Source organism: Streptomyces sp. NPDC051561 (genome assembly GCF_044454195.1).
Lineage (GTDB): Bacteria > Actinomycetota > Actinomycetes > Streptomycetales > Streptomycetaceae > Streptomyces.
This window is the reverse complement of sequence record NZ_JBITDM010000005.1, coordinates 68,379-86,805: the sequence shown is the minus strand read 5'-3', so window position 1 is coordinate 86,805 and position 18,427 is coordinate 68,379. Positions and strand designations below refer to the sequence as shown.

The following is an 18,427-nucleotide window of genomic DNA, read 5'->3' as shown; positions in this document are numbered from 1 at the left end:
CGGTGGGCCCGAAACCTCGGGTCCACCGGGCGCTTTCGTACCGGCGACTAGCTCTTGTCGTACGAAGAGGTACCCGAGTCCAGCAGCGGCTCCCGCTCCGGCGACGCCTCCTTCATGTGCGCCGGCGCCAGCGCCCGCAGCACGTGGTAGCCGGTGATCACCACGATGGTGCCCAGCGCGATCCCGCTCAGCTCGAAGCTGTCGGTGACCTTCAGGCTGACTCCGCCGACGCCGATGATGATGCCCGCGGCGGCCGGTACCAGGTTCAGCGGATTGCGCAGGTCCACCTTGGCGTTGATCCAGATCTGCGCGCCGAGCAGGCCGATCATGCCGTACAGGATGACGGTGATGCCGCCGAGCACGCCGCCCGGAATGGCCGCCACGACCGCCCCGAACTTGGGGCACAGACCGAAGAGCAGGGCGAAGCAGGCGGCAGCCCAGTAGGCCGCCGTCGAGTAGACGCGGGTCGCGGCCATTACGCCGATGTTCTCGGAGTACGTGGTGTTGGGCGGGCCGCCCACCGCGGTGGACAGCATCGAGGCGGCGCCGTCGGCGGCGATGGCGGTGCCCAGCTTGTCGTCGAGGTTGTCACCGGTCATCTCACCGACGGCCTTGACGTGCCCGGCGTTCTCCGCGATCAGCGCGATCACCACGGGCAGGGCGACCAGGATCGCCGACCACTCGAAGCTCGGTCCGTGGAAGGACGGCAGGCCGATCCAGTCCGCCTTGGCGACGCCGGAGAGGTCGAGCCGCCAGTGCTCGGCGGCCGGACCGCCGCCCACCGAGGAGTTGATCTTCCCGAAGACCAGGTCGAAGATCCAGGAGATCGCGTAGCCGAAGATCAGCCCGAGGAAGATCGCGATGCGCGAGAGGAATCCGCGCAGCGCCACCACGGCCAATCCGGTGAACAGCATCACCAGCAGCGCCGTCCACTGGTCCTGCGGCCAGTATGTCGACGCCGTGACCGGCGCCAGGTTGAAGCCGATCAGCATCACGACCGCACCGGTCACCACCGGCGGCATCGCCGCATGGATGATCCGCGCGCCGAACCGCTGCACCGCCAGACCCGCCAGGAACAGCGCCGCACCGACCACGAACACCGCGCCGGTGATGGTCGCGCTGTCGCCGCCGCTCGCCCGGATCGCGGCGGCCACCCCCACGAAGGACAGTGAGCAGCCCAGATAGCTGGGCACCTTGCCCTTGGTGGCCAGCAGGAAGATGACGGTCGCGACACCCGACATCATGATGGCCAGGTTCGGGTCGAGACCCATCAGCACGGGGGCGACGAAGCTGGCCCCGAACATCGCCACCACGTGCTGCGCGCCCAGCCCCGCGGTGCGCGGCCACGACAGTCGTTCGTCGGGGCGGACGACGGCTCCGGGCGCCGGAGTGCGCCCGTCACCGTGCAAGGTCCAGCGGACGCCGAGGCCCATGGGTACTCCTGTTCAGCTCTGCTTGTGATCGGAATCGACCGAAGCAAATGGTATGGCTGAAAAGCAGTGCTCACTCCCCGGCTCGCTCCCGGCGCACCTTCGGCTCACTTGCCGACGGGCGAAGCTCCCCGCTCCGGGGCCGGAGCGTCCTGACGCCCCGCCCCGCGCAGCACCTGAGCACCCACCACGAGCCCGAACGCCAGCACCGTCACCAGCCCGAACGACACCACCAGCGAGGTGGCGTCCGCCACCGCACCGATCGCGGACGGCGCGATCAGGCCGGAGGTGTACGTGATGGTGGCGACGCCCGCGATGGCCTGGCTGGGGTTGGGACCGCTGCGACCGGCCGCCGCGAAGGCCAGCGGTACGACGACCGCGACCCCGAGCCCGATCAGCGCGAACCCGGTCAGCGCCAGTGGCACCCCGGGTGCCACGACCACCAGCACCCCGCCGACGGTCGCCGCCACACCGCCCACGCGCACGGTCGGCACCGGACCGAACCGGTCCACCACCCGGTCGCCCATGAGCCGCGCCACCGCCATGGTCAGCGCGAACGCCGTGGTGGACGCCGCAGCCAGACCCGGATCGGTGTTCAGCACGTCCCGCAGATAGACCGCCGACCAGTCCAGGCTGGCCCCCTCGGCGAACACCGCGCAGAAGCCCACCGCGCCGATGATCAGCGCCGACTTGGGCGGCAGCGTGAAGCGCGGCGGAGCCTCCGCCTCCGGGGCGCTGTGCAGATCCAGTACGCCCTGGCAGGCGACCAGCCCGATCACCGTCAGCACGACGGCCGCGAGCAGATGGTGCAGGCGGGCGTCGCTGCCCATGTGCGCGGCGAGCGTGCCGCCCGCCGAACCGATCAGCGCACCCAGACTCCACATGCCGTGCAGGCTGGACATGATCGACCTGTCGAGCCGGGTCTCCACCTCGACGCCGAGCGCGTTCATCGCCACGTCCGACATGCCGGCCGTCGCGCCGTACACGAAGAGCACCGCGCACAGTGACCAGATGTTCGGCGCCAGCGAGGGCAGGGTGAGGGCCAGTGTCCAGAGCATCAGCAGACCGCGCAGTGCGGTGCGGGCGCCGAAGCGGTGACTGATCGCCCCGGCCAGCGGCATCGCGACGGACGCGCCGATCGCGGGGAAGGCGAGGGCCAGGCCCAGTTGGCCCGCGCTGATCGAGGCGTGGTCCTGGATCCACGGGATGCGGGTGGCGAAACTGCCGGTCACCGCCCCGTGGACACAGAAGACGGCCGCGATGGCGTACCGCGCCTGCTTCAGCCGTTGCGTGGTGAACTCCATGTCTCCCCTAGCGTCCCTGCGTTCTCGGTTTCTTCGGTCGGTACCGGCATGGGTGTCGATCCGTATCGCGCAGTAAACTATCAGGAAGCCTGCCTGATAAATAGATCTGAAAGGATCCGGTCATGCCCGCCTCTCCGAGCACCGCCCGCGCCATCAACGACCGGCGCGCCCTGCAACTGCTCCAGGAGGAGGGCCCGTTGACCGCGGGACAGCTCAAGACCCTCACCGGCCTCTCCCGCCCCTCCGTCGCCGACCTGGTCGAGCGCCTCCAGAACGCCGGACTGGTCGCCGTCGTCGGAGAGTCCGGCACCGAGCGCCGGGGGCCCAACGCCCGGGTGTACGGAATCGTCGCCGAGCGCGCCTACCTGGCCGCCCTCGACGTCCGCACCGGCAGCGTCGGCGTGGGCGTCGCCGACCTGCTCGGCCGCACCCTCGCCGAGGCGACCCTGCCCATCGCCGGCGACGTACCCACCGAGGCGGCCGTGGAAGCGGCGGTCGCCCTCCTCGAACGCACCGCCCGTACCGCGGGCGCCGTCACCCTGCACAGCGTCGGCATCGGAGCCCCCGGCCTGATCGACCCCGCCACCAGCGAGCTGCGCGACAGCTCGGGGCTGCCCGCCTGGCACCGCAGACTCGTCGCCGTACTCCAGGAACGGCTGCCCGCCGCCGTCCTCGTCGAGAACGAGACAAACCTCGCCGCCGTCGCCGAACAGCGCCTCGGCGCCGCCCGGGGCCACGACACCTTCGTCTACCTCTGGCTGGGCGAGGGGGTCGGCGCGGCCGTCGTCCTGGACGGGAAGCTGCGCAGGGGTGCGTCCGGAGGCGCGGGCGAGATCGGTTTCCTGCCGGTACCCGGCACCGCCGGGCTGCCCTCGGCCACCGGCTGCGACGGAGGCTTCCACTCCCTCGTCGGCGGCGCCGCGGTCTGCGAACTCGCCGCGACACACGGCCTGGTGGCCGCCCAGGACGCCACTGCCGCCCGGCGGGACGATCCCGCAGCTGCCGTCACCCCTGCCCGGCAGGACGGCCCCGCCGTCATCACCGCCGCCCTGGAGGCCGGCGAGCGGGCCGAACCCTTCCTCGACGCCCTCGCCGAGCGCCTCGCCCTCGGAGCGGCCTCCGTGGTGGCGGTGCTCGACCCCGGCTGCATCGTCCTCGGCGGCGACATGGGCCTGGCCGGCGGCAAGACCCTGGCCGCCCGCGTCGAGGCCCGGCTCGCGGAACTGTCACCGCTGCACACGGAGGTACGGGCCGGCGAGCTCGGCGGCGGCGCGGTGCTCGACGGGGCGCTGCTGATCGCCCGTGAGGCGGCCCAGGACGAGCTCTTCGCCCCGGCGACGTAACGCACGCACTGCGCCCCGGCCCTCCACCGGACGTAACGCACTGCGCCCCGGCCCTCCACAGTGTGGACAGCCGGGGCGGAGCGAAGCGGGCGGCGTCAGCAGGCGCCGAGGTCCTGCCAGACGCCCCATTCGCCGGTGGTGCCGGGCTCGGCGCCCTGCGTCCACCACTTGGCCTTCCACTGGTGCGCCTTGTGCGACACGGTCGCTCCGCTGTTGTACGCGGTGGCCGCGGCGTAGCCGGGCGCGGTGCACGCACCCGGGGTCGGCGTCGGCGTCGGGTCGGGACCGGGGCCCGGGCCCGTGCCCGGCTCGACGGTCTCGATGCCGCGTGCCAGGTCACCGGCGAGCGCGTAGCTGGTGCCGCCGATGTTCACCGTCCAGTTCCACGGGGTGGAGACCGGCAGGTAGTAGTTGAACGACAGCTCGACCGAGGCGCCGGGCGCCAGGGCCTGCCAGGCCGGGAGCTTCAGCGAGGCCCGGTGGAAGTCGCCCTTCAGGCCGCCGACGTTGCTGCCGGTGTGGTCGCTGCTGATCACCTTCGTGCCGAAGCCCGACTGGTCGGAGGCGTTGGCCGGAGCCGCCGTCGAGTAGTCGAACTGGAACTCGGTACCGCCCGGCAGCGCCGTCTTCGTGTTGTTGGTGATCTTCAGCTTCGGCGTGATCGGGTAGTTGGAGTCGCCGAGCTTGAACTCACCGAACTCCACCCCGATGTTCACCGCCTTCTTCGGCAGCGCCTTGTTGGAGACCGTCGCGCCGTACGGCTTGGCCGCCTTGAACTTGTCGTACATCAGCGAGGTCAGCGTGGACCCGGTCTCGTACTGGCCCTTGGCCGCGTTCCAGCCGTAGTCGCCGGCCAGCTCCCAGATCATCGTGCCGCCGATGCCCCGGTCCACCACGTAGTCGGCCTTGGTGCCGACGGACTGGTCGTCCTCGGTGGACAGGAAGACCTTCTTCTCGGCGTTCCACAGCCACGGCGCGACCAGCGAGGAGTCGTACTTGCGGACATAGGTGCCGGTCAGCTTGGTGCCCGCGGGGAAGCCGTACTTGGTGGTGTAGTCGCCGACGATCCCCTTCTCCAGGTTCTTCGCGTGCCACATCGGGTTGGAGCCCGCCGGGGACTCCTTGCCGTTGTCGTCCTTGTCGTGCCAGAGGTTGTCGATGCCGACCGCCCCGTCACCGCACTTGGTCAGACCCGACCCGGCGGGGCAGCTGGTGGCCGAAGCCTTGCCCCACAGTCCGTCGGTTCCGCCCTGCACGTTCTTGTGGCCGCGGGTGTAGTAGGGCAGGCCCACATTGATGCGTCCCGAGGGCATCGAGCCGCGGAAGTAGTGGTACGCCCAGTCGGTGTTGAGGTAGCCGATCCCGCCGTACTGCGCGCTGCCGTAGACATTGGCGCCGGCCAGTTCGCCGTCCTTGCCGTTGTCGTAGAGCGCGGCGTTCGGGCCGACGTGCTCGTTCCAGGCGCCGTGCAGGTCGTAGGACATGATGTTGACGTAGTCCAGGTACTTCTGGACCTGGAAGGTCTCCATGCCGCGCAGCAGATAGCCGGAGGAGGGGGCGGCCACGGTCAGCAGGTAGTGCTTGCCGTCGGTGGCGCCGGCCCGGTCCAGCTTCTCCCGCAGGCTCTTCATCAGGGCCGCGTAGCCCTTGACCAGCCCGGCCCGGCGGGCGTTCGCCAGCTGCCAGTCGAGCGGGTTGCCCGCGTCCTTCATGGTGGTCGGGTACTCGTAGTCGATGTCGACGCCGTTGAAGCCGTACTTCTTGATGAACGCCACGGTGGAGTCGGCGAAGGTGTCGATGCCGGCCTGGTTGACCGAGCCGTCGGCGTTGGTGGCCATCGAGTAGAAGCCGCCGGAGTTGACCCGCTTCCCGTCGTCCCCGAAGTAGCCGCCGGTCTCGGCCCAACCGCCCACCGAGACCAGGGTCTTGACGTCCGGGTGCTGCTTCTTGAACTTGTTCAGCAGGTTGAAGTGGCCCTTGTAGGGGAGCGCGGGGTCCATCTCGGCGCCCGCGACGCCCGGCCAGGTCATGCCGGTGGAGGCGTTCTTCTCGCCGTCCGCGCCGACCGAGATCTTGTTGTCGCCGCCGATGTGCGCGAAGGCGTAGTTGAGGTGGGTGACCTTGTCCCAGGGAATGTCGGACGCCAGGTAGGACGGCAGACCGTCCTTGCCGGTGCGCCAGCCGGTGAAGTAACCGATGATGCGGCGCTGGTGGTCGGCGCCCATCTTCTCGCGGCCCTCGGTGTCGTAGACCGAGCAGTACGGGACGTCCACGCCCGGAGTCTTGTAGAGCCCGTCGGGCCGACAGGACTCGTTGTCCACGGCGGCGGGGGCGGCAGGCGCGTCCGCGAGCGGCGCTGCCTGGGCGGAGAGGGTGCCGCCGAGGAGAGCGGCGAGAGCGGCGGTCGCGGTGCCTGCCAGCAGCGCCGCGCGGCGGGGCCGTGCGGAGCGCACGGTTCCGATGCCGTTTCCGGCGCCGGTCGATCTTGTACGAGTGGGGGACAGCACGTCAGGTCCTCCTGTGGAGGCTCGGGCGTCACACGACGGAACGGGGGATGGGGCCGTGCATGCCCGGGGTGTGCGCACACCGTCGGGCTGTCTCCTGGGAGGTGACGCAGACGTTAAGAGGACTAGACCAGCTGGGTCAATAGGTCCGGACCAAGTCCTGTGAGTCAGCCCACAAGTCGTTGCGGACCACGCCCGCGATCAGGCGTGGCACACTGGCCGTGTACCAGCAGCAGCGCACTCCGGGGTCGGTGTAATTCCGAACCGGCGGTTATAGTCCGCGACCCGGTCACCTCCAGTGACCGGTTGACCAGGTGTAATTCCTGGACCGACGGTGAAAGTCCGGATGGGAGGCAGTGCGCGGCGGGCCGTCACAGGTCGATGAGGTACGCCGCCGTCGGCGGGGCAGTTCCCGGGATTTCCACGGGACACCCCTCTTTCTCTGGCTCGGCGTCCCCCTTGTCGTACCCCGTGACTCGTGCCCGCTTCATCTGTCGTCATCGACAGGCCCCGGAGTCCGTGCCCCAAGTGGCAGGAGGACCCGGTGGCAACCGCCGCAGCCGAAACGACGCCCCACGACGCATGTGACGCGTGGGCCATGCGCCGTGCCATCGAGCTCGCCGCGCGCGGACTCGGCGCCACCAGCCCCAACCCGGTCGTCGGCTGCGTCATCACCGACCCCACCGGCACCGTCGTGGGCGAGGGTTTCCACCAGCGCGCGGGTGGCCCGCACGCCGAGGTGCACGCCCTGCGCGACGCGGGCGAGAAGGCCAGGGGCGGTACCGCGTACGTCACCCTGGAACCCTGCAACCACACCGGTCGCACCGGCCCCTGCGCCCAGGCCCTCCTCGATGCCGGAATCACCCGGGTCGTCCACGCGGTGGCCGACCCCAATCCCCAGGCCAAGGGTGGCGCGGACACCCTCCGCGCGGCCGGCGTCCAGGTCGAGCAGGGCCTCCTCGAAGCCGAGGCCACCGCCGGGAACGCCGCCTGGCTCACCTCCGTCGCCCTGAAGCGGCCCTACGTCCTGTGGAAGTACGCGGCCACCCTCGACGGGCGCATCGCCGCGGCCGACGGCACCAGCCGCTGGATCACCTCCGCCGAGTCCCGCGCCGATGTCCACCGGCTGCGCGCCGAGGCGGACGCGGTGGTGGTCGGCTCCGGCACCCTGCGCGCCGACGACCCGCACCTCGCCGTGCGCGGCATCGCGGGCGCCGTCCAGCCGCTGCGCGTCGTGCTGGACACCCACGCCACCGTCGCACCGGGCGCCCGGGTGCTGGACGGCGCGGCGCCCACCCTGATCGCCGTCGCCGAGGACGCGCACAGCGACCTCCCCGACGTCGTACGCCTGCCGCGCACCGGCGCCGGGCTCCACATCCCGTCCCTGCTCGCCGAGTTGTACGCACGCGGAGTGCGCTCCGTGCTCCTCGAAGGCGGGCCCACCCTCGCCGGGGCCTTCGTCGCGGCCGGCGCCGTGGACAAGGTCATCGGCTATCTCGCCCCGGTACTGCTCGGCGCGGGCCCCGCCGCGCTCGCCGACGCCGGAATCAGCACTCTCGCCGAGGCGTTGCGACTCGATGTGACCGAGACGGTCCGCATCGGCCCCGACCTGCGCGTCACCGCTGTCCCCAAGGCTGCCGTTCGCACGGCCGCCGTCCCCGCCCCCGCCGTCCCCACTGCCTCCAAGGAGCGCTGAGCGTGTTCACCGGAATCGTCGAAGAACTGGGTGAGATCACCGCCGTCGAGAACCTCGGCGACTCCTCCCGCTTCCGCCTGCGCGGCCCCCTGGTCACCGAGGACGCCAAGCACGGCGACTCGATCGCGGTCAACGGCGTCTGTCTCACCGTGGTGGACACCGCCGACGGCGAGTTCACCGCCGATGTGATGGCCGAGACCCTCAGCCGTTCCAGCCTGGGCGCCCTGGCCGTCGGCTCCCGGGTCAACCTGGAGCGCCCGATGGCGCTGGGCGGACGCCTCGGCGGCCACCTGGTCCAGGGCCATGTGGATGGAACCGGCACCGTCGTCGACCGCACGCCCTCCGAGCACTGGGAGATCGTCAAGGTCGCCCTCCCGGAAGGGCTTTCGCGGTACGTCGTCGAGAAGGGCTCCATCACCGTCGACGGCGTCAGCCTCACCGTGGTCGACGCGGGCGACGACTACTTCACCATCAGCCTCATCCCGACCACCCTCGCGCTGACCACCCTCGGCATCAAGCAGGCCGGCGACCCGGTCAACCTTGAGGTCGACGTACTCGCGAAGTACGTCGAGCGGCTGCTCGGAGACAAGAACGCCGACCGGGCCTCCGACCGGACCGCCGCCGGGACCACCGACAACAGCACCGCCCAGAACTCCGGCAAGGAGACCGTGAAGTGAGCGCCTTCGACTGGCTCAACTCCGAAGCCTTCACGGCCTTCGGCCAGCACATCCTCTGGTCCGACATGATCGGCAACACCGTCGGCCTGATAGCCCTGGCCCTCGGCTGGCGGCGCTCCATCTGGACCTGGCCCGCCCAGCTCCTCTCCGGTCTGATCCTGGTCGCCGCCTACGCGTCCGTGCACCTCAGCGGCGGTGTCGGCAAGCAGCTCCTGGTCATCGGCGTCGCCCTCTGGGGCTGGCGGCAGTGGCAGCGCGGCAAGCAGCAGGCACAGGACGGGACCATCGCCGTCCGCTTCGCCACCTGGCGCGAGCGCGGCATGCTGCTCGGCGGCGCTGCCCTCGGCACCCTCGCGGTGGGCGGCCTCTTCACCCTCTACCCGTCGCTGTCCTGGAGCCCGTGGGCCGACGCGTACATCTTCGTCGGCACGCTCGCCGCGATGGTGGCGCAGGCACGCGGACTGGTCGAGTTCTGGTTCGCCTGGCTGCTGGTCGACCTGGTGGGCGTACCGCTCGCCTTCACCAGCGGACTCGCCTTCTCCGGTTTTGTGTACGTCATCTACCTCGGCCTGGTCCTGTGGGGCATGCGGGACTGGTGGATCCGTTCCCGCCGTACCACCGCGCCCCGCCTCGAAGGAGCCACGGTATGACCACCGCCCCGCCCCGCCCCGGCGGCAGCCCGGCCCCCGCGTCGGCCCCCGCCCCGTACGACACTCCGGAGGCACTGGTGCAGCACGCCCCGCAGGACGACCGCGAGGACCTGGCTCTCGACCCCGTCGAGCAGGCCATTCGCGACATCGCGGCAGGCCGGCCCATCGTCGTCGTCGACGACGAGAACCGGGAGAACGAGGGCGACCTGATCGTCGCCGCCGAGAAGATCACCCCCGAGATCGTCGCGTTCATGATGAGCGAGTGCCGAGGTCTGATCTGCGCCCCGATGGAGGGCCCGGAGCTGGAGCGGCTCGCGCTGCCGCAGATGGTCGAGCACAACACCGAGTCGATGCGCACCGCGTTCACCGTCTCGGTCGACGCGAGCGCGGAGCACGGCGTGACCACCGGGATCTCCGCCTGGGACCGGGCGGCGACGCTGCGGCTGCTCGCCTCCGGCGACAGCACCCCCGGGGACTTCGTCCGCCCCGGCCACATCTTCCCGCTGCGGGCCCGCCCCGGAGGCGTACTGGCTCGCAACGGCCACACCGAGGCCGCCGTCGACCTGGCCCGACTGGCAGGGCTGCGCCCGGCCGGAGCCATCGTGGAGATCGCCGACGCGGACGGGGTGATGCTGCGGCTGCCCGAGCTGATCCCCTTCGCCCGCAAGCACGGCCTGACGATCATCTCCATCGAGGATCTGGTCGCCCACCGCCGCGCCGGCGAGGAAGCCGTCGTGGAGGAGGTCCCCGCGCCGACCGTGGTTCGTGAGGCCGAGGTCCAACTCCCCACCACCTTCGGCGAGTTCACCGCGTACGGTTATCGGGCCGCCGACGGCGTCGAGCACGTCGCCCTCGTCCACGGTGACATCGGCGACGGCGAGGACGTCCTGGTCAGGGTCCACTCCGAGTGCCTCACCGGCGACATCTTCCACTCCCAGCGCTGTGACTGCGGCCCCCAGCTGGATGCCTCGATGCACCGTGTCACCGAGGCCGGACGGGGCGTCGTCGTCTACCTTCGCGGTCATGAGGGCCGGGGCATCGGGCTGCTGTCCAAGCTGCGCGCGTACGAACTCCAGGAACGCGGCGTCGACACTCTCGACGCCAACCTCGAACTCGGCCTCCCGGCCGACGCCCGCGACTACGCGGCCGGCGCCCGGATCCTGGCCGACCTCGGCGTCCGCAGCCTGAGGCTGATGACGAACAACCCGGACAAGATCACCGCGCTGGTCCAGCACGGCCTCACCGTCAGCGGACGCGTGGCCATGCCGATACAGGCCGGCGAGCACAACCTGCGGTATCTGCGCACCAAGCGCGACCGGATGGGCCACGACCTGCCCTGGCTGGACGGCGCCACCGTCCCCACCTGCGGCAACCAGTGAGAGCCCGTGTCTGAAACCCCGGCCGGGGTTTCCGACACGGGCTCCAACCACCGACCCCGAGCAAGCAACCGGTCAGCACCGACCGAAAGCAAGGAGAACGACGAACGTGAGCGGCAAGGGCGCACCCGAACTGAGCGTGAAGAACTGCAACGACCTGCGGGTGGCGGTAATCGCGGCCCAGTGGCACGAAAAGATCATGGACGGACTCGTCGACGGTGCCCTGCGCGCCCTGCACGAGCTGGGCATCGACGAACCCACCCTGCTGAGGGTTCCCGGCTCCTACGAGCTGCCGGTGGTCGCCAAGGTCCTCGCGGGCCGCGGCTACGACGCGATCGTCGCCCTCGGAGTCGTCATCCGGGGCGGCACCCCCCACTTCGAGTACGTGTGCCAGGGCGTCACCATGGGCCTCACCCAGGTCTCCGTCGACACCGGCGTCCCGATCGGTTTCGGCGTACTCACCTGCGACACCGAGGAGCAGGCGCTCGACCGCGCGGGCCTGGTCGGCTCCGCCGAGGACAAGGGCCACGAGGCGGTCACCGCCGCCGTCGCCACCGCGACCACACTGCGCACGGTCGCCGAACCCTGGCGCTGAGTGCCTTGGGGGGACCCCGTACTCTAAGGACCATCATGGCCAACAAGACTTTCGAAGAGCTTTTCACCGAGCTCCAGCAGAAGGCCGCCAACGGCGACCCCACCACCTCCCGCACCGCCGAGCTGGTGGACAAGGGCGTGCATGCCATCGGCAAGAAGGTCGTCGAGGAGGCCGCCGAAGTCTGGATGGCCGCCGAGTACGAGGGCAAGGAAGCCGCCGCCGAGGAGATCTCGCAGCTGCTCTACCACGTCCAGGTGATGATGGTCGCGCGCGGGATCTCGCTCGACGACGTCTACGCCCACCTCTGACACGACCGCCTCCGGCACGCCCACCTCTGGGCACACCGCTCGTCCCGCCCGCTTTTCCCTTCGCGACAAAGGAAGCCGACCTCATGCTGCGCATTGCCATCCCGAACAAGGGCTCCCTCTCCGGACCTGCGTCGGCGATGCTCCATGAGGCCGGCTACCAGCAGCGCAAGGAGTCCAAGGAACTCGTCCTGGTGGACCCGGTGAACGAGGTGGAGTTCTTCTATCTCCGCCCCAAGGACATCGCGATCTACGTCTCGGCCGGCCGCCTCGACATCGGCATCACCGGCGAGGACCTTCTGATCGACTCCGGCGCCGGCGCCGAGCCGATCCTCCCGCTCGGCTTCGCCCGCTCCACCTTCCGCTTCGCCGCCAAGCCCGGCACCGCCACCTCGCTGGAGGACCTGGCGGGCAAGACGATCGCCACCTCGTACGAGGGCATCGTCGCCAAGTTCCTCGCCGAGCGCGGCATCGAGGCATCCGTGGTCCACCTGGACGGCGCCGTCGAGACCGCCATCGAACTGGGCGTCGCCCAGGTCATCGCGGACGTCGTGGAGACCGGCACCTCGCTGCGCAACGCGGGCCTGGAGGTCTTCGGCGAACCGATCATGACCTCCGAGGCCGTCGTCATCCGCCGCAACGGCGCCGACGCCGAGGACCCGAAGGTCCAGCAGTTCCTGCGCCGCCTCCAGGGCGTCCTGGTGGCCCGGTCCTACGTGATGATGGACTACGACTGCCGGGTCGAGCACCTGGAGAAGGCCGTCGCCCTCACTCCCGGCCTGGAGTCCCCGACGATCTCCCCGCTGCACCACGAGGGCTGGGTCGCGGTCCGCTCCATGGTCGCCGCCAAGGAGGCGCAGCGCATCATGGACGACCTGTACGCGCTGGGCGCGAGGGCGATCCTCACGACGGCGATCCACGCCTGCCGTCTCTGAGAGCCCGAGCCCGACCCGTCCCTCTTCACTTCTCGTACGTCGCCGAAGGATGCCGTCCGCCGTGTCGCAGCCCGAACTCCCCGCCCTTCCGGTCACCTTCAGGCCCCACCGCACCCGGGTGGTCCTGCTGACGATCGGGGCGCTGATGTTCGCGACGGTCTCGGCGGTCGGCCTGACGCTCGACATGCTCAGCGGGGGAGAGCGGGCGAGCTTCGTCTTCACCGGCGCGCTGCTCTTCGGCGTGCTGATCCTGCTCAGCCGCCCCAAGGTCGTCGCGGACGAGACCGGTGTCACCGTGGTGAACCTCACCACCAGGCGACGGCTGGAATGGGCGGAGATCCTCCAGGTCAACCTGCGCCCCGGGGACGCCTGGGTGTTTCTGAACCTCAGCGACGGCACCAGCCTGCCCGCCCTCGGCATCCAGCCCGGTATCGCCAGGGAACAGGCCATCCGGGACGCCCGCGCCCTGCGTGCGCTGGTCGAGGCGCACGGGACGCACAGCGACTGACCCGCCGTAGCACCGACCACCTGATGACCCGCCCGCCGTCGATACTCACCGGCTGAGCCCCTGCCCCTCACAGGGCAGTCCTGTTTACTCTGAGGGGTGGGGCGCCGAGCGCGCCCCGCCCCGCTCAATCGGCCATGACGGCTTGCGGGGTCGTACCTTCGACCCAAGGAGTGACTCCCTCCAGCAATGGACGGATCGTCCGGCAGTACCTGCGCCGCCCCCTCGCTTCCTGAGGCGGCGGCATGACCATCCCGCTTCTGCTGCTCGCAGCGGCATTCCTCCTGATCCTCGCCAACGGGTTCTTCGTGGCGGCCGAGTTCGGCCTCGTCACGGTGGACCGGCCCGACGCCGAACGTGCCGCCGCAGCAGGCGACAAGCGCGCCGGCCGGGTCGTGAAGTCCCTGCGCGAGCTGTCGTTCCAGCTCTCCGGCACCCAGCTCGGCATCACCATCACCTCACTGGTCGTCGGCATGCTCGCCGAGCCCGCCCTGGCGGCGCTCCTGCACGGGCCGCTGACCGCCACCGGAATCCCGGCGGGCGCCGTCTCCGGCATCAGCGTCGTCATCGGCATGCTGCTGGCCTCCGCCGTGCAGATGGTGATCGGCGAACTGGTGCCCAAGAACTGGGCGGTCTCCAAGCCGCTCCAGGTGGCCCGCTTCGTGGCAGGCCCGCAGCACCGGTTCTCGGCGCTGTTCCGGCCGGTGATCGCCGCTCTCAACACGACGGCGAACCGTCTGGTACGGATGCTGGGCGTCGAACCCACCGACGAACTGGCGTCCGCCCGCACCCCCGGTGAACTGGTCTCCCTGGCCCGCCACTCGGCGCTTGCCGGGGCACTGGAACAGGACACGGCCGACCTCTTCGTACGGACCCTCTCGCTCGGCCACCTCACCGCGCAGCATGTGATGACGCCGCGCGTGAAGGTCAGTTCGCTCCAGTCGTCCGCGACCGCCGCCGACGTCCTCAACCTCACCCGGGCGACCGGGCTTTCGCGCTTCCCCGTCTACCGGGAGCGGATCGACGAGATCGTCGGCATGGTGCACCTCAAAGACGCACTCGCCGTGCCGGTGCACGAGCGCATCCGGGTACCGGTCGGCAGGATCGCCGTACCGCCACTCCTGGTACCCGAGACGCTGCCCGTGCAGCCGCTCCTGGAGCGGCTGCGCAGCGAGCAGCCGATAGCGGTCGTGGTCGACGAGTACGGCGGCACCGCCGGGGTCGTCACCCTGGAGGACATCGTCGAGGAACTCGTCGGCGAGGTCCGCGACGAGCACGACGCCGAGGGCTCCGACCGGCCGGAACTGGCCGCCGTCGCCCCCGCCGAGGACGGCAGCCCCAGCTGGGAGGCGGACGGCAGCTGCCGGGTCCTCACCCTGCGCCGGATAGGACTCGACGTACCCGACGGGCCCTACGAGACCGTCGCGGGCCTGGTGGCCGATCTGCTCGGCCGGATCCCGGCCCCCGGCGACCGGGCCGAACTGCCCGGCTGGAAGCTGTCCGTACGACAGGTGGACCGCTACCGCGCGGAGCGGGTGCGGCTGGTCCGCACCCCCACGGTCGCCTCCGGTGGCACGCAGCCCGAGGGCAACCCCGGCGGCAGGCATTCCGTCGGCAGGCAGTCGGTCGGTAAGCAGTCCGCCGGTAAGCAGCTCACGGAGGCGGCTCGATGAGCGCTCTGCAACTTCTCTTCGCGCTGCTCCTGGTGCTCGCCAACGGTTTCTTCGTCGGTGCCGAGTTCGCTCTGGTCTCGGTACGCCGAAGCCAGATCGAGCCCCTGGCCGCCAAGGGATCGGCGCGGGCCAAGCAGGTCATGTACGGCCTGGAGCATCTGCCGCAGATGATGGCGGCGGCCCAGTTCGGCATCACCGTCTGCTCGTTGACGCTGGGCGCGGTCGCCGAGCCGACGGTGGCGCACCTGCTGGAGCCGCTCTTCCACGCGGCCCATGTGCCCGAAGGGCTGATCCACCCGCTCGGCTATGCGATCGCGCTGGCCTTCGTGGTCTCGCTCCACCTGGTCATCGGCGAGATGGTGCCGAAGAACCTGGCGATGGCGGCGCCGGAGAGGACCGCGCTGTGGTTCAGCCCGGGGCTCGTCGCTTTCGCCCGGCTGTGCAGGCCGGTCACGGCGGCGCTGGGGTGGTGTGCGCGGATGGTGCTCCGGGCCTTCCGGGTGGAGCCGCGCGAAGAGGTCGAGTCGGTCTTCACCAGTGAGCAGCTCAACCGGCTGGTCGAGGACTCCGGGCAGGCCGGGCTGTTGAAGCCGGGGGAGCAGGAACGGCTGGAGGACGCGCTGGAGCTGGGCAGCCGCCCGGTGACGGATGTGCTGCTGCGGCGGGCCTCGTTGGTGACGGTTGATCCGTCGGTCACCCCACGGCAGATCGAGGAACTCACCGTCCGCACCGGGTTCTCGCGCTTCCCGGTGTGTGCGCCGGGGCCCGCCGGAGCCTTCATGGGGTACGTCCACGTCAAGGACGTACTCGACCTGGACGAGTCGGAGCGGGCGGTGCCGCAGCAGGTGTGGCGGCCGATGACGACGCTCCGGGCCGAGCTTCCGCTGGACGACGCACTGTCGGTGATGCGCAGGGCGGCGACGCACCTGGCGCAGGTGGCGGACGCGAGTGGGCGGGTGCTGGGGCTGGTGGCGCTGGAGGATGTGCTGGAGATGCTGGTGGGGGAGGTCCGGGACCCGTCGCACCGGGAGGTGCCGGCGTCGGCGTCGGGCGCTGCGTCGGCGGTGCGGTGGGGACAGCCCCGGGAGGAGAGGGAGGCGGGGAGGTTGCTGGCGGGGTAGGGGGCGCATGCCGTGGCTTGTGGGGCGGGGCTGTGTGGGCCGGGCGGGGCGGTGTGGCCGGGCGGGGTGCTACAGACCCCCGCCCCCAGGTGAATCCGTCGGCCCCGCCCCCGGGCCCCTCCCCACCGGCCCCCGTCCGGACAGCACCTCTCCGTACGCCTGCATCAGGTCCGGCAGCCGCAGGGTCGACAAGTCGTCCCGGGTCGGGGTGGAGGCGTACCCCGACAGCCTCAGGTCCCGGTACGCGCAGCTCTTCTCGTACAGGGTGCGGAGGAACCGTCCGTTGCCCAGCTCGTCGATCCACCCCTGCTCGACCACATGCCCGCTGATGCTGCGGAGCTCCTCCAGCGACTCCTCGTCCCAGGCGTCGCCGTTCTCCCCGGCGAGCACCTCACCGATGCTGGTGAGTTCGAGCGGGCGGTAGCTCGGGAAGTCGACGCGGGTGGTGAAGCGGGAGGACAGGCCGGGGTTGGCGGCCAGCAGCCGGTCCATGCCCTCCGGGTAGCCCGCGAGGATGACCACCAAGTGGTCGCGGTTGTCCTCGGCGCGCTTGAGGAGGACCTGGAGCGCCTCGTCGCCGTACGCGTCACCCTTGCTGTAGCCGGAGTTGGCGAGGCTGTAGGCCTCGTCCACGAACAGCACCCCGCCCATCGCCGAGTCGATCAGCTCGTTCGCCTTGACCGCCGTCTGGCCGAGGAACTCGCCCACCAGATCCGCGCGCTGGGCCTCCACCAGATGGTCCCCGCCGAGCAGACCGAGCGCGTAGAAGACCCGGCCCAGGATGCGGGCCACCGTCGTCTTGCCCGTACCGGAAGGGCCCGAGAAGACAAAGTGACGTTTCGGCGGTTGCACCGGCAGACCCTGCCCGGCCCGCAGCCTGGCCATGTTCAACTGGGCCGAGAGTGCCCGGACCTGGCGCTTCACCGGCTCCATGCCGACCATCCGGTCCAGCTCCCCGAGCGCCTGCTCCAGGAGCGCGGGGTCGGAGGGCCCGGCAGGGAAGGGCGGCAGGCCGGCGGGCAGCGGGGGGCCGGCCTTCTCCCGTACCCCCATCGGCGTTCCCGGCGGCACGGAACCGCCGAACGGCAACTGGCCGTCGCCGCTCACCCGCAGGTCCCCGCTGTCCAGGGCCTCCGGCTCGCCCAGCGATTCCAGGGATTCCTGGCCGAGCCCGGCCCCCGCCAGCGACACCGACGCCAGATCGGCCGCCGCCTCGTCGTACCCGTCGAGGCCGTCGCCCTCGGAGATCGCGGCGAGTCGTGCGGCGGTGTCCATGAAGGCCGGGTCGACGCGGTGCACCGCACGGTAGAGGGGAAGGGCGGCGGCGCTGCGGCCGGTGCCCTCGTGCGCCCGGGCCAGCCAGTAGCGCAGCTCCTTGCGCTGGGGCTGTTCGCTGCGGCAGCGCATCAGGGAGGCGGAGAGCAGCGGCTCGGCCTGGCCGAACATCTCCAGGCGGACCCGGGCCATCCCGCCGAAGAGACCGGACTCGATGCCGAGCAGCGGGTCGTCGACGAGGGAGTCCGTGTGGCGGACCAACTGCTCCCAGTCCTTGACCAGATAGGCCCGGCACGCGTGCAGGAAGCGCACCTGCTGGTCGGTGTCCACCGGCGGCAGACCGGCCAACGCCCGGTCCAGTTCCGGGACATGGCGCCCGTCGAGCCAGTGCGAGGCGTGCGCGAGCAGCAGGTCGCGCGGGCTTTCGAGGACCGGCTGCACCCACCAGCCCAGCCAGTACCAGGAGTTGAGCGTCCGGCGGTGCCGGGCGCGCTGCTCGCCGAAACGCTCCCGATGGCGGTGCATGCGTAACAGCGCCGTCGTGGTGTCGATGCGCAGGGCGTGCAGGCCGAGCCAGCCGTCCGCCATGCCTGGGTCCAGCCGTACCGCCGCCCGGAACTCTTCCTCCGCCTGCGGGTACGCCCCCATCGTGTAGGCGTCCACGCCGCGCAGCCAGGCGAGGTCGGCCGGGGCGTGCGTGCCCTGCGTGCCGAAGTCCATCACGTCCCCCACAGACCGTGCCCCCCGTGATGTGCGCCGGGCGTTTGCCAGTGACCCAATGCCATTGGCACTTGCCCGAACCGCCGTGTCCCGGACGGGAATTGACCACACCGAAGGGCATCGTACCTGGGCAGGGGGCGGCAAAATAAGGGCGGCGCAGGCCCCGCACGGATGGTGACCCTGAGTGAGTGAACCGGGTCTACGCGCGCTCCGCAGGGGCCCTGGAGGGCAGAACGAAGCCCCCGATCACGGGGGAACAACCGGGGGCTTCGTGTCTGCGGGCGGCTTCGGAAAGCCGCACATTGAGAACGTAAGACC

At 70.8% G+C, this 18,427-nt stretch carries 15 protein-coding genes and 1 riboswitch; of the genes, 11 read left to right on the top strand and 4 right to left on the bottom strand.

Annotation, left to right across the window (positions count from 1 at the left end):
• Window positions 1-47 precede the first annotated feature (47 nt).
• Window positions 48-1,433 (bottom strand): uracil-xanthine permease family protein, encoded by a 1,386-nt coding sequence (locus ACIA73_RS13810; RefSeq protein ID WP_399438670.1) that lies wholly within the window; start codon window positions 1,431-1,433, stop codon window positions 48-50.
• A gap of 104 nt (window positions 1,434-1,537) precedes the next feature.
• Window positions 1,538-2,734 carry an MFS transporter gene (locus ACIA73_RS13805; protein ID WP_399438668.1) on the bottom strand — a complete coding sequence of 399 codons (1,197 nt, stop codon included), beginning with the start codon at window positions 2,732-2,734 and terminating at the stop codon, window positions 1,538-1,540.
• A gap of 122 nt (window positions 2,735-2,856) precedes the next feature.
• On the opposite strand from ACIA73_RS13805, the gene ACIA73_RS13800 reads away from it, so the two are divergent.
• Window positions 2,857-4,077: an ROK family transcriptional regulator gene (locus ACIA73_RS13800; protein ID WP_399438666.1), complete on the top strand. Its 1,221-nt coding sequence runs from the start codon at window positions 2,857-2,859 to the stop codon at window positions 4,075-4,077.
• 95 nt (window positions 4,078-4,172) lie between these two features.
• Here ACIA73_RS13800 and ACIA73_RS13795 read toward each other — a convergent pair whose 3' ends face one another.
• Window positions 4,173-6,530 (bottom strand): chitinase C-terminal domain-containing protein, encoded by a 2,358-nt coding sequence (locus ACIA73_RS13795; protein WP_399438665.1) that lies wholly within the window; start codon window positions 6,528-6,530, stop codon window positions 4,173-4,175.
• 284 nt (window positions 6,531-6,814) lie between these two features.
• Window positions 6,815-6,945, top strand: a riboswitch (FMN riboswitch).
• A 234-nt stretch (window positions 6,946-7,179) separates the two neighbouring features.
• Here ACIA73_RS13795 and ribD point away from each other — a divergent pair.
• From ribD to ACIA73_RS13745, 10 genes are all read left to right on the top strand, one after another.
• Window positions 7,180-8,277, top strand: coding sequence for a bifunctional diaminohydroxyphosphoribosylaminopyrimidine deaminase/5-amino-6-(5-phosphoribosylamino)uracil reductase RibD (gene ribD, locus ACIA73_RS13790; protein WP_399439027.1), 1,098 nt, complete (start codon window positions 7,180-7,182; stop codon window positions 8,275-8,277).
• A gap of 2 nt (window positions 8,278-8,279) precedes the next feature.
• The gene (locus tag ACIA73_RS13785; protein ID WP_399438664.1) at window positions 8,280-8,954 is read left to right on the top strand and encodes a riboflavin synthase; all 675 of its coding nucleotides are present in this window, start codon (window positions 8,280-8,282) and stop codon (window positions 8,952-8,954) included.
• Entirely contained in the window at window positions 8,951-9,604 is a 654-nt protein-coding gene (locus ACIA73_RS13780) for a nicotinamide riboside transporter PnuC (protein ID WP_399438663.1), read from the top strand. Before ACIA73_RS13785 ends, ACIA73_RS13780 begins: the two co-directional genes overlap by 4 nt.
• Window positions 9,601-10,983: a bifunctional 3,4-dihydroxy-2-butanone-4-phosphate synthase/GTP cyclohydrolase II gene (locus tag ACIA73_RS13775; RefSeq protein WP_399438662.1), complete on the top strand. Its 1,383-nt coding sequence runs from the start codon at window positions 9,601-9,603 to the stop codon at window positions 10,981-10,983. Before ACIA73_RS13780 ends, ACIA73_RS13775 begins: the two co-directional genes overlap by 4 nt.
• Window positions 10,984-11,089: 106 nt before the next feature.
• Complete coding sequence (gene ribH / locus ACIA73_RS13770; RefSeq protein WP_399438661.1) at window positions 11,090-11,575, top strand: 6,7-dimethyl-8-ribityllumazine synthase; 486 nt, start codon at window positions 11,090-11,092, stop codon at window positions 11,573-11,575.
• A gap of 35 nt (window positions 11,576-11,610) precedes the next feature.
• Window positions 11,611-11,883, top strand: a complete 273-nt coding sequence (locus tag ACIA73_RS13765; protein WP_189827830.1) for a phosphoribosyl-ATP diphosphatase — start codon at window positions 11,611-11,613, stop codon at window positions 11,881-11,883.
• Between the two features lie 83 nt (window positions 11,884-11,966).
• A complete protein-coding gene (gene hisG, locus ACIA73_RS13760) occupies window positions 11,967-12,815 on the top strand; it encodes an ATP phosphoribosyltransferase (protein ID WP_399438660.1) in 849 nt (282 codons plus the stop codon).
• A gap of 49 nt (window positions 12,816-12,864) precedes the next feature.
• Window positions 12,865-13,323 carry a PH domain-containing protein gene (locus ACIA73_RS13755; RefSeq protein WP_399438659.1) on the top strand — a complete coding sequence of 153 codons (459 nt, stop codon included), beginning with the start codon at window positions 12,865-12,867 and terminating at the stop codon, window positions 13,321-13,323.
• A gap of 242 nt (window positions 13,324-13,565) precedes the next feature.
• Window positions 13,566-14,993 (top strand): hemolysin family protein, encoded by a 1,428-nt coding sequence (locus ACIA73_RS13750; RefSeq protein WP_399438658.1) that lies wholly within the window; start codon window positions 13,566-13,568, stop codon window positions 14,991-14,993.
• Complete coding sequence (locus tag ACIA73_RS13745) at window positions 14,990-16,114, top strand: hemolysin family protein (protein WP_399438657.1); 1,125 nt, start codon at window positions 14,990-14,992, stop codon at window positions 16,112-16,114. Before ACIA73_RS13750 ends, ACIA73_RS13745 begins: the two co-directional genes overlap by 4 nt.
• Before the next feature lie 69 nt (window positions 16,115-16,183).
• Here ACIA73_RS13745 and ACIA73_RS13740 read toward each other — a convergent pair whose 3' ends face one another.
• Window positions 16,184-18,109, bottom strand: coding sequence for an AAA family ATPase (locus tag ACIA73_RS13740; RefSeq protein WP_399438656.1), 1,926 nt, complete (start codon window positions 18,107-18,109; stop codon window positions 16,184-16,186).
• Window positions 18,110-18,427 lie beyond the last annotated feature (318 nt).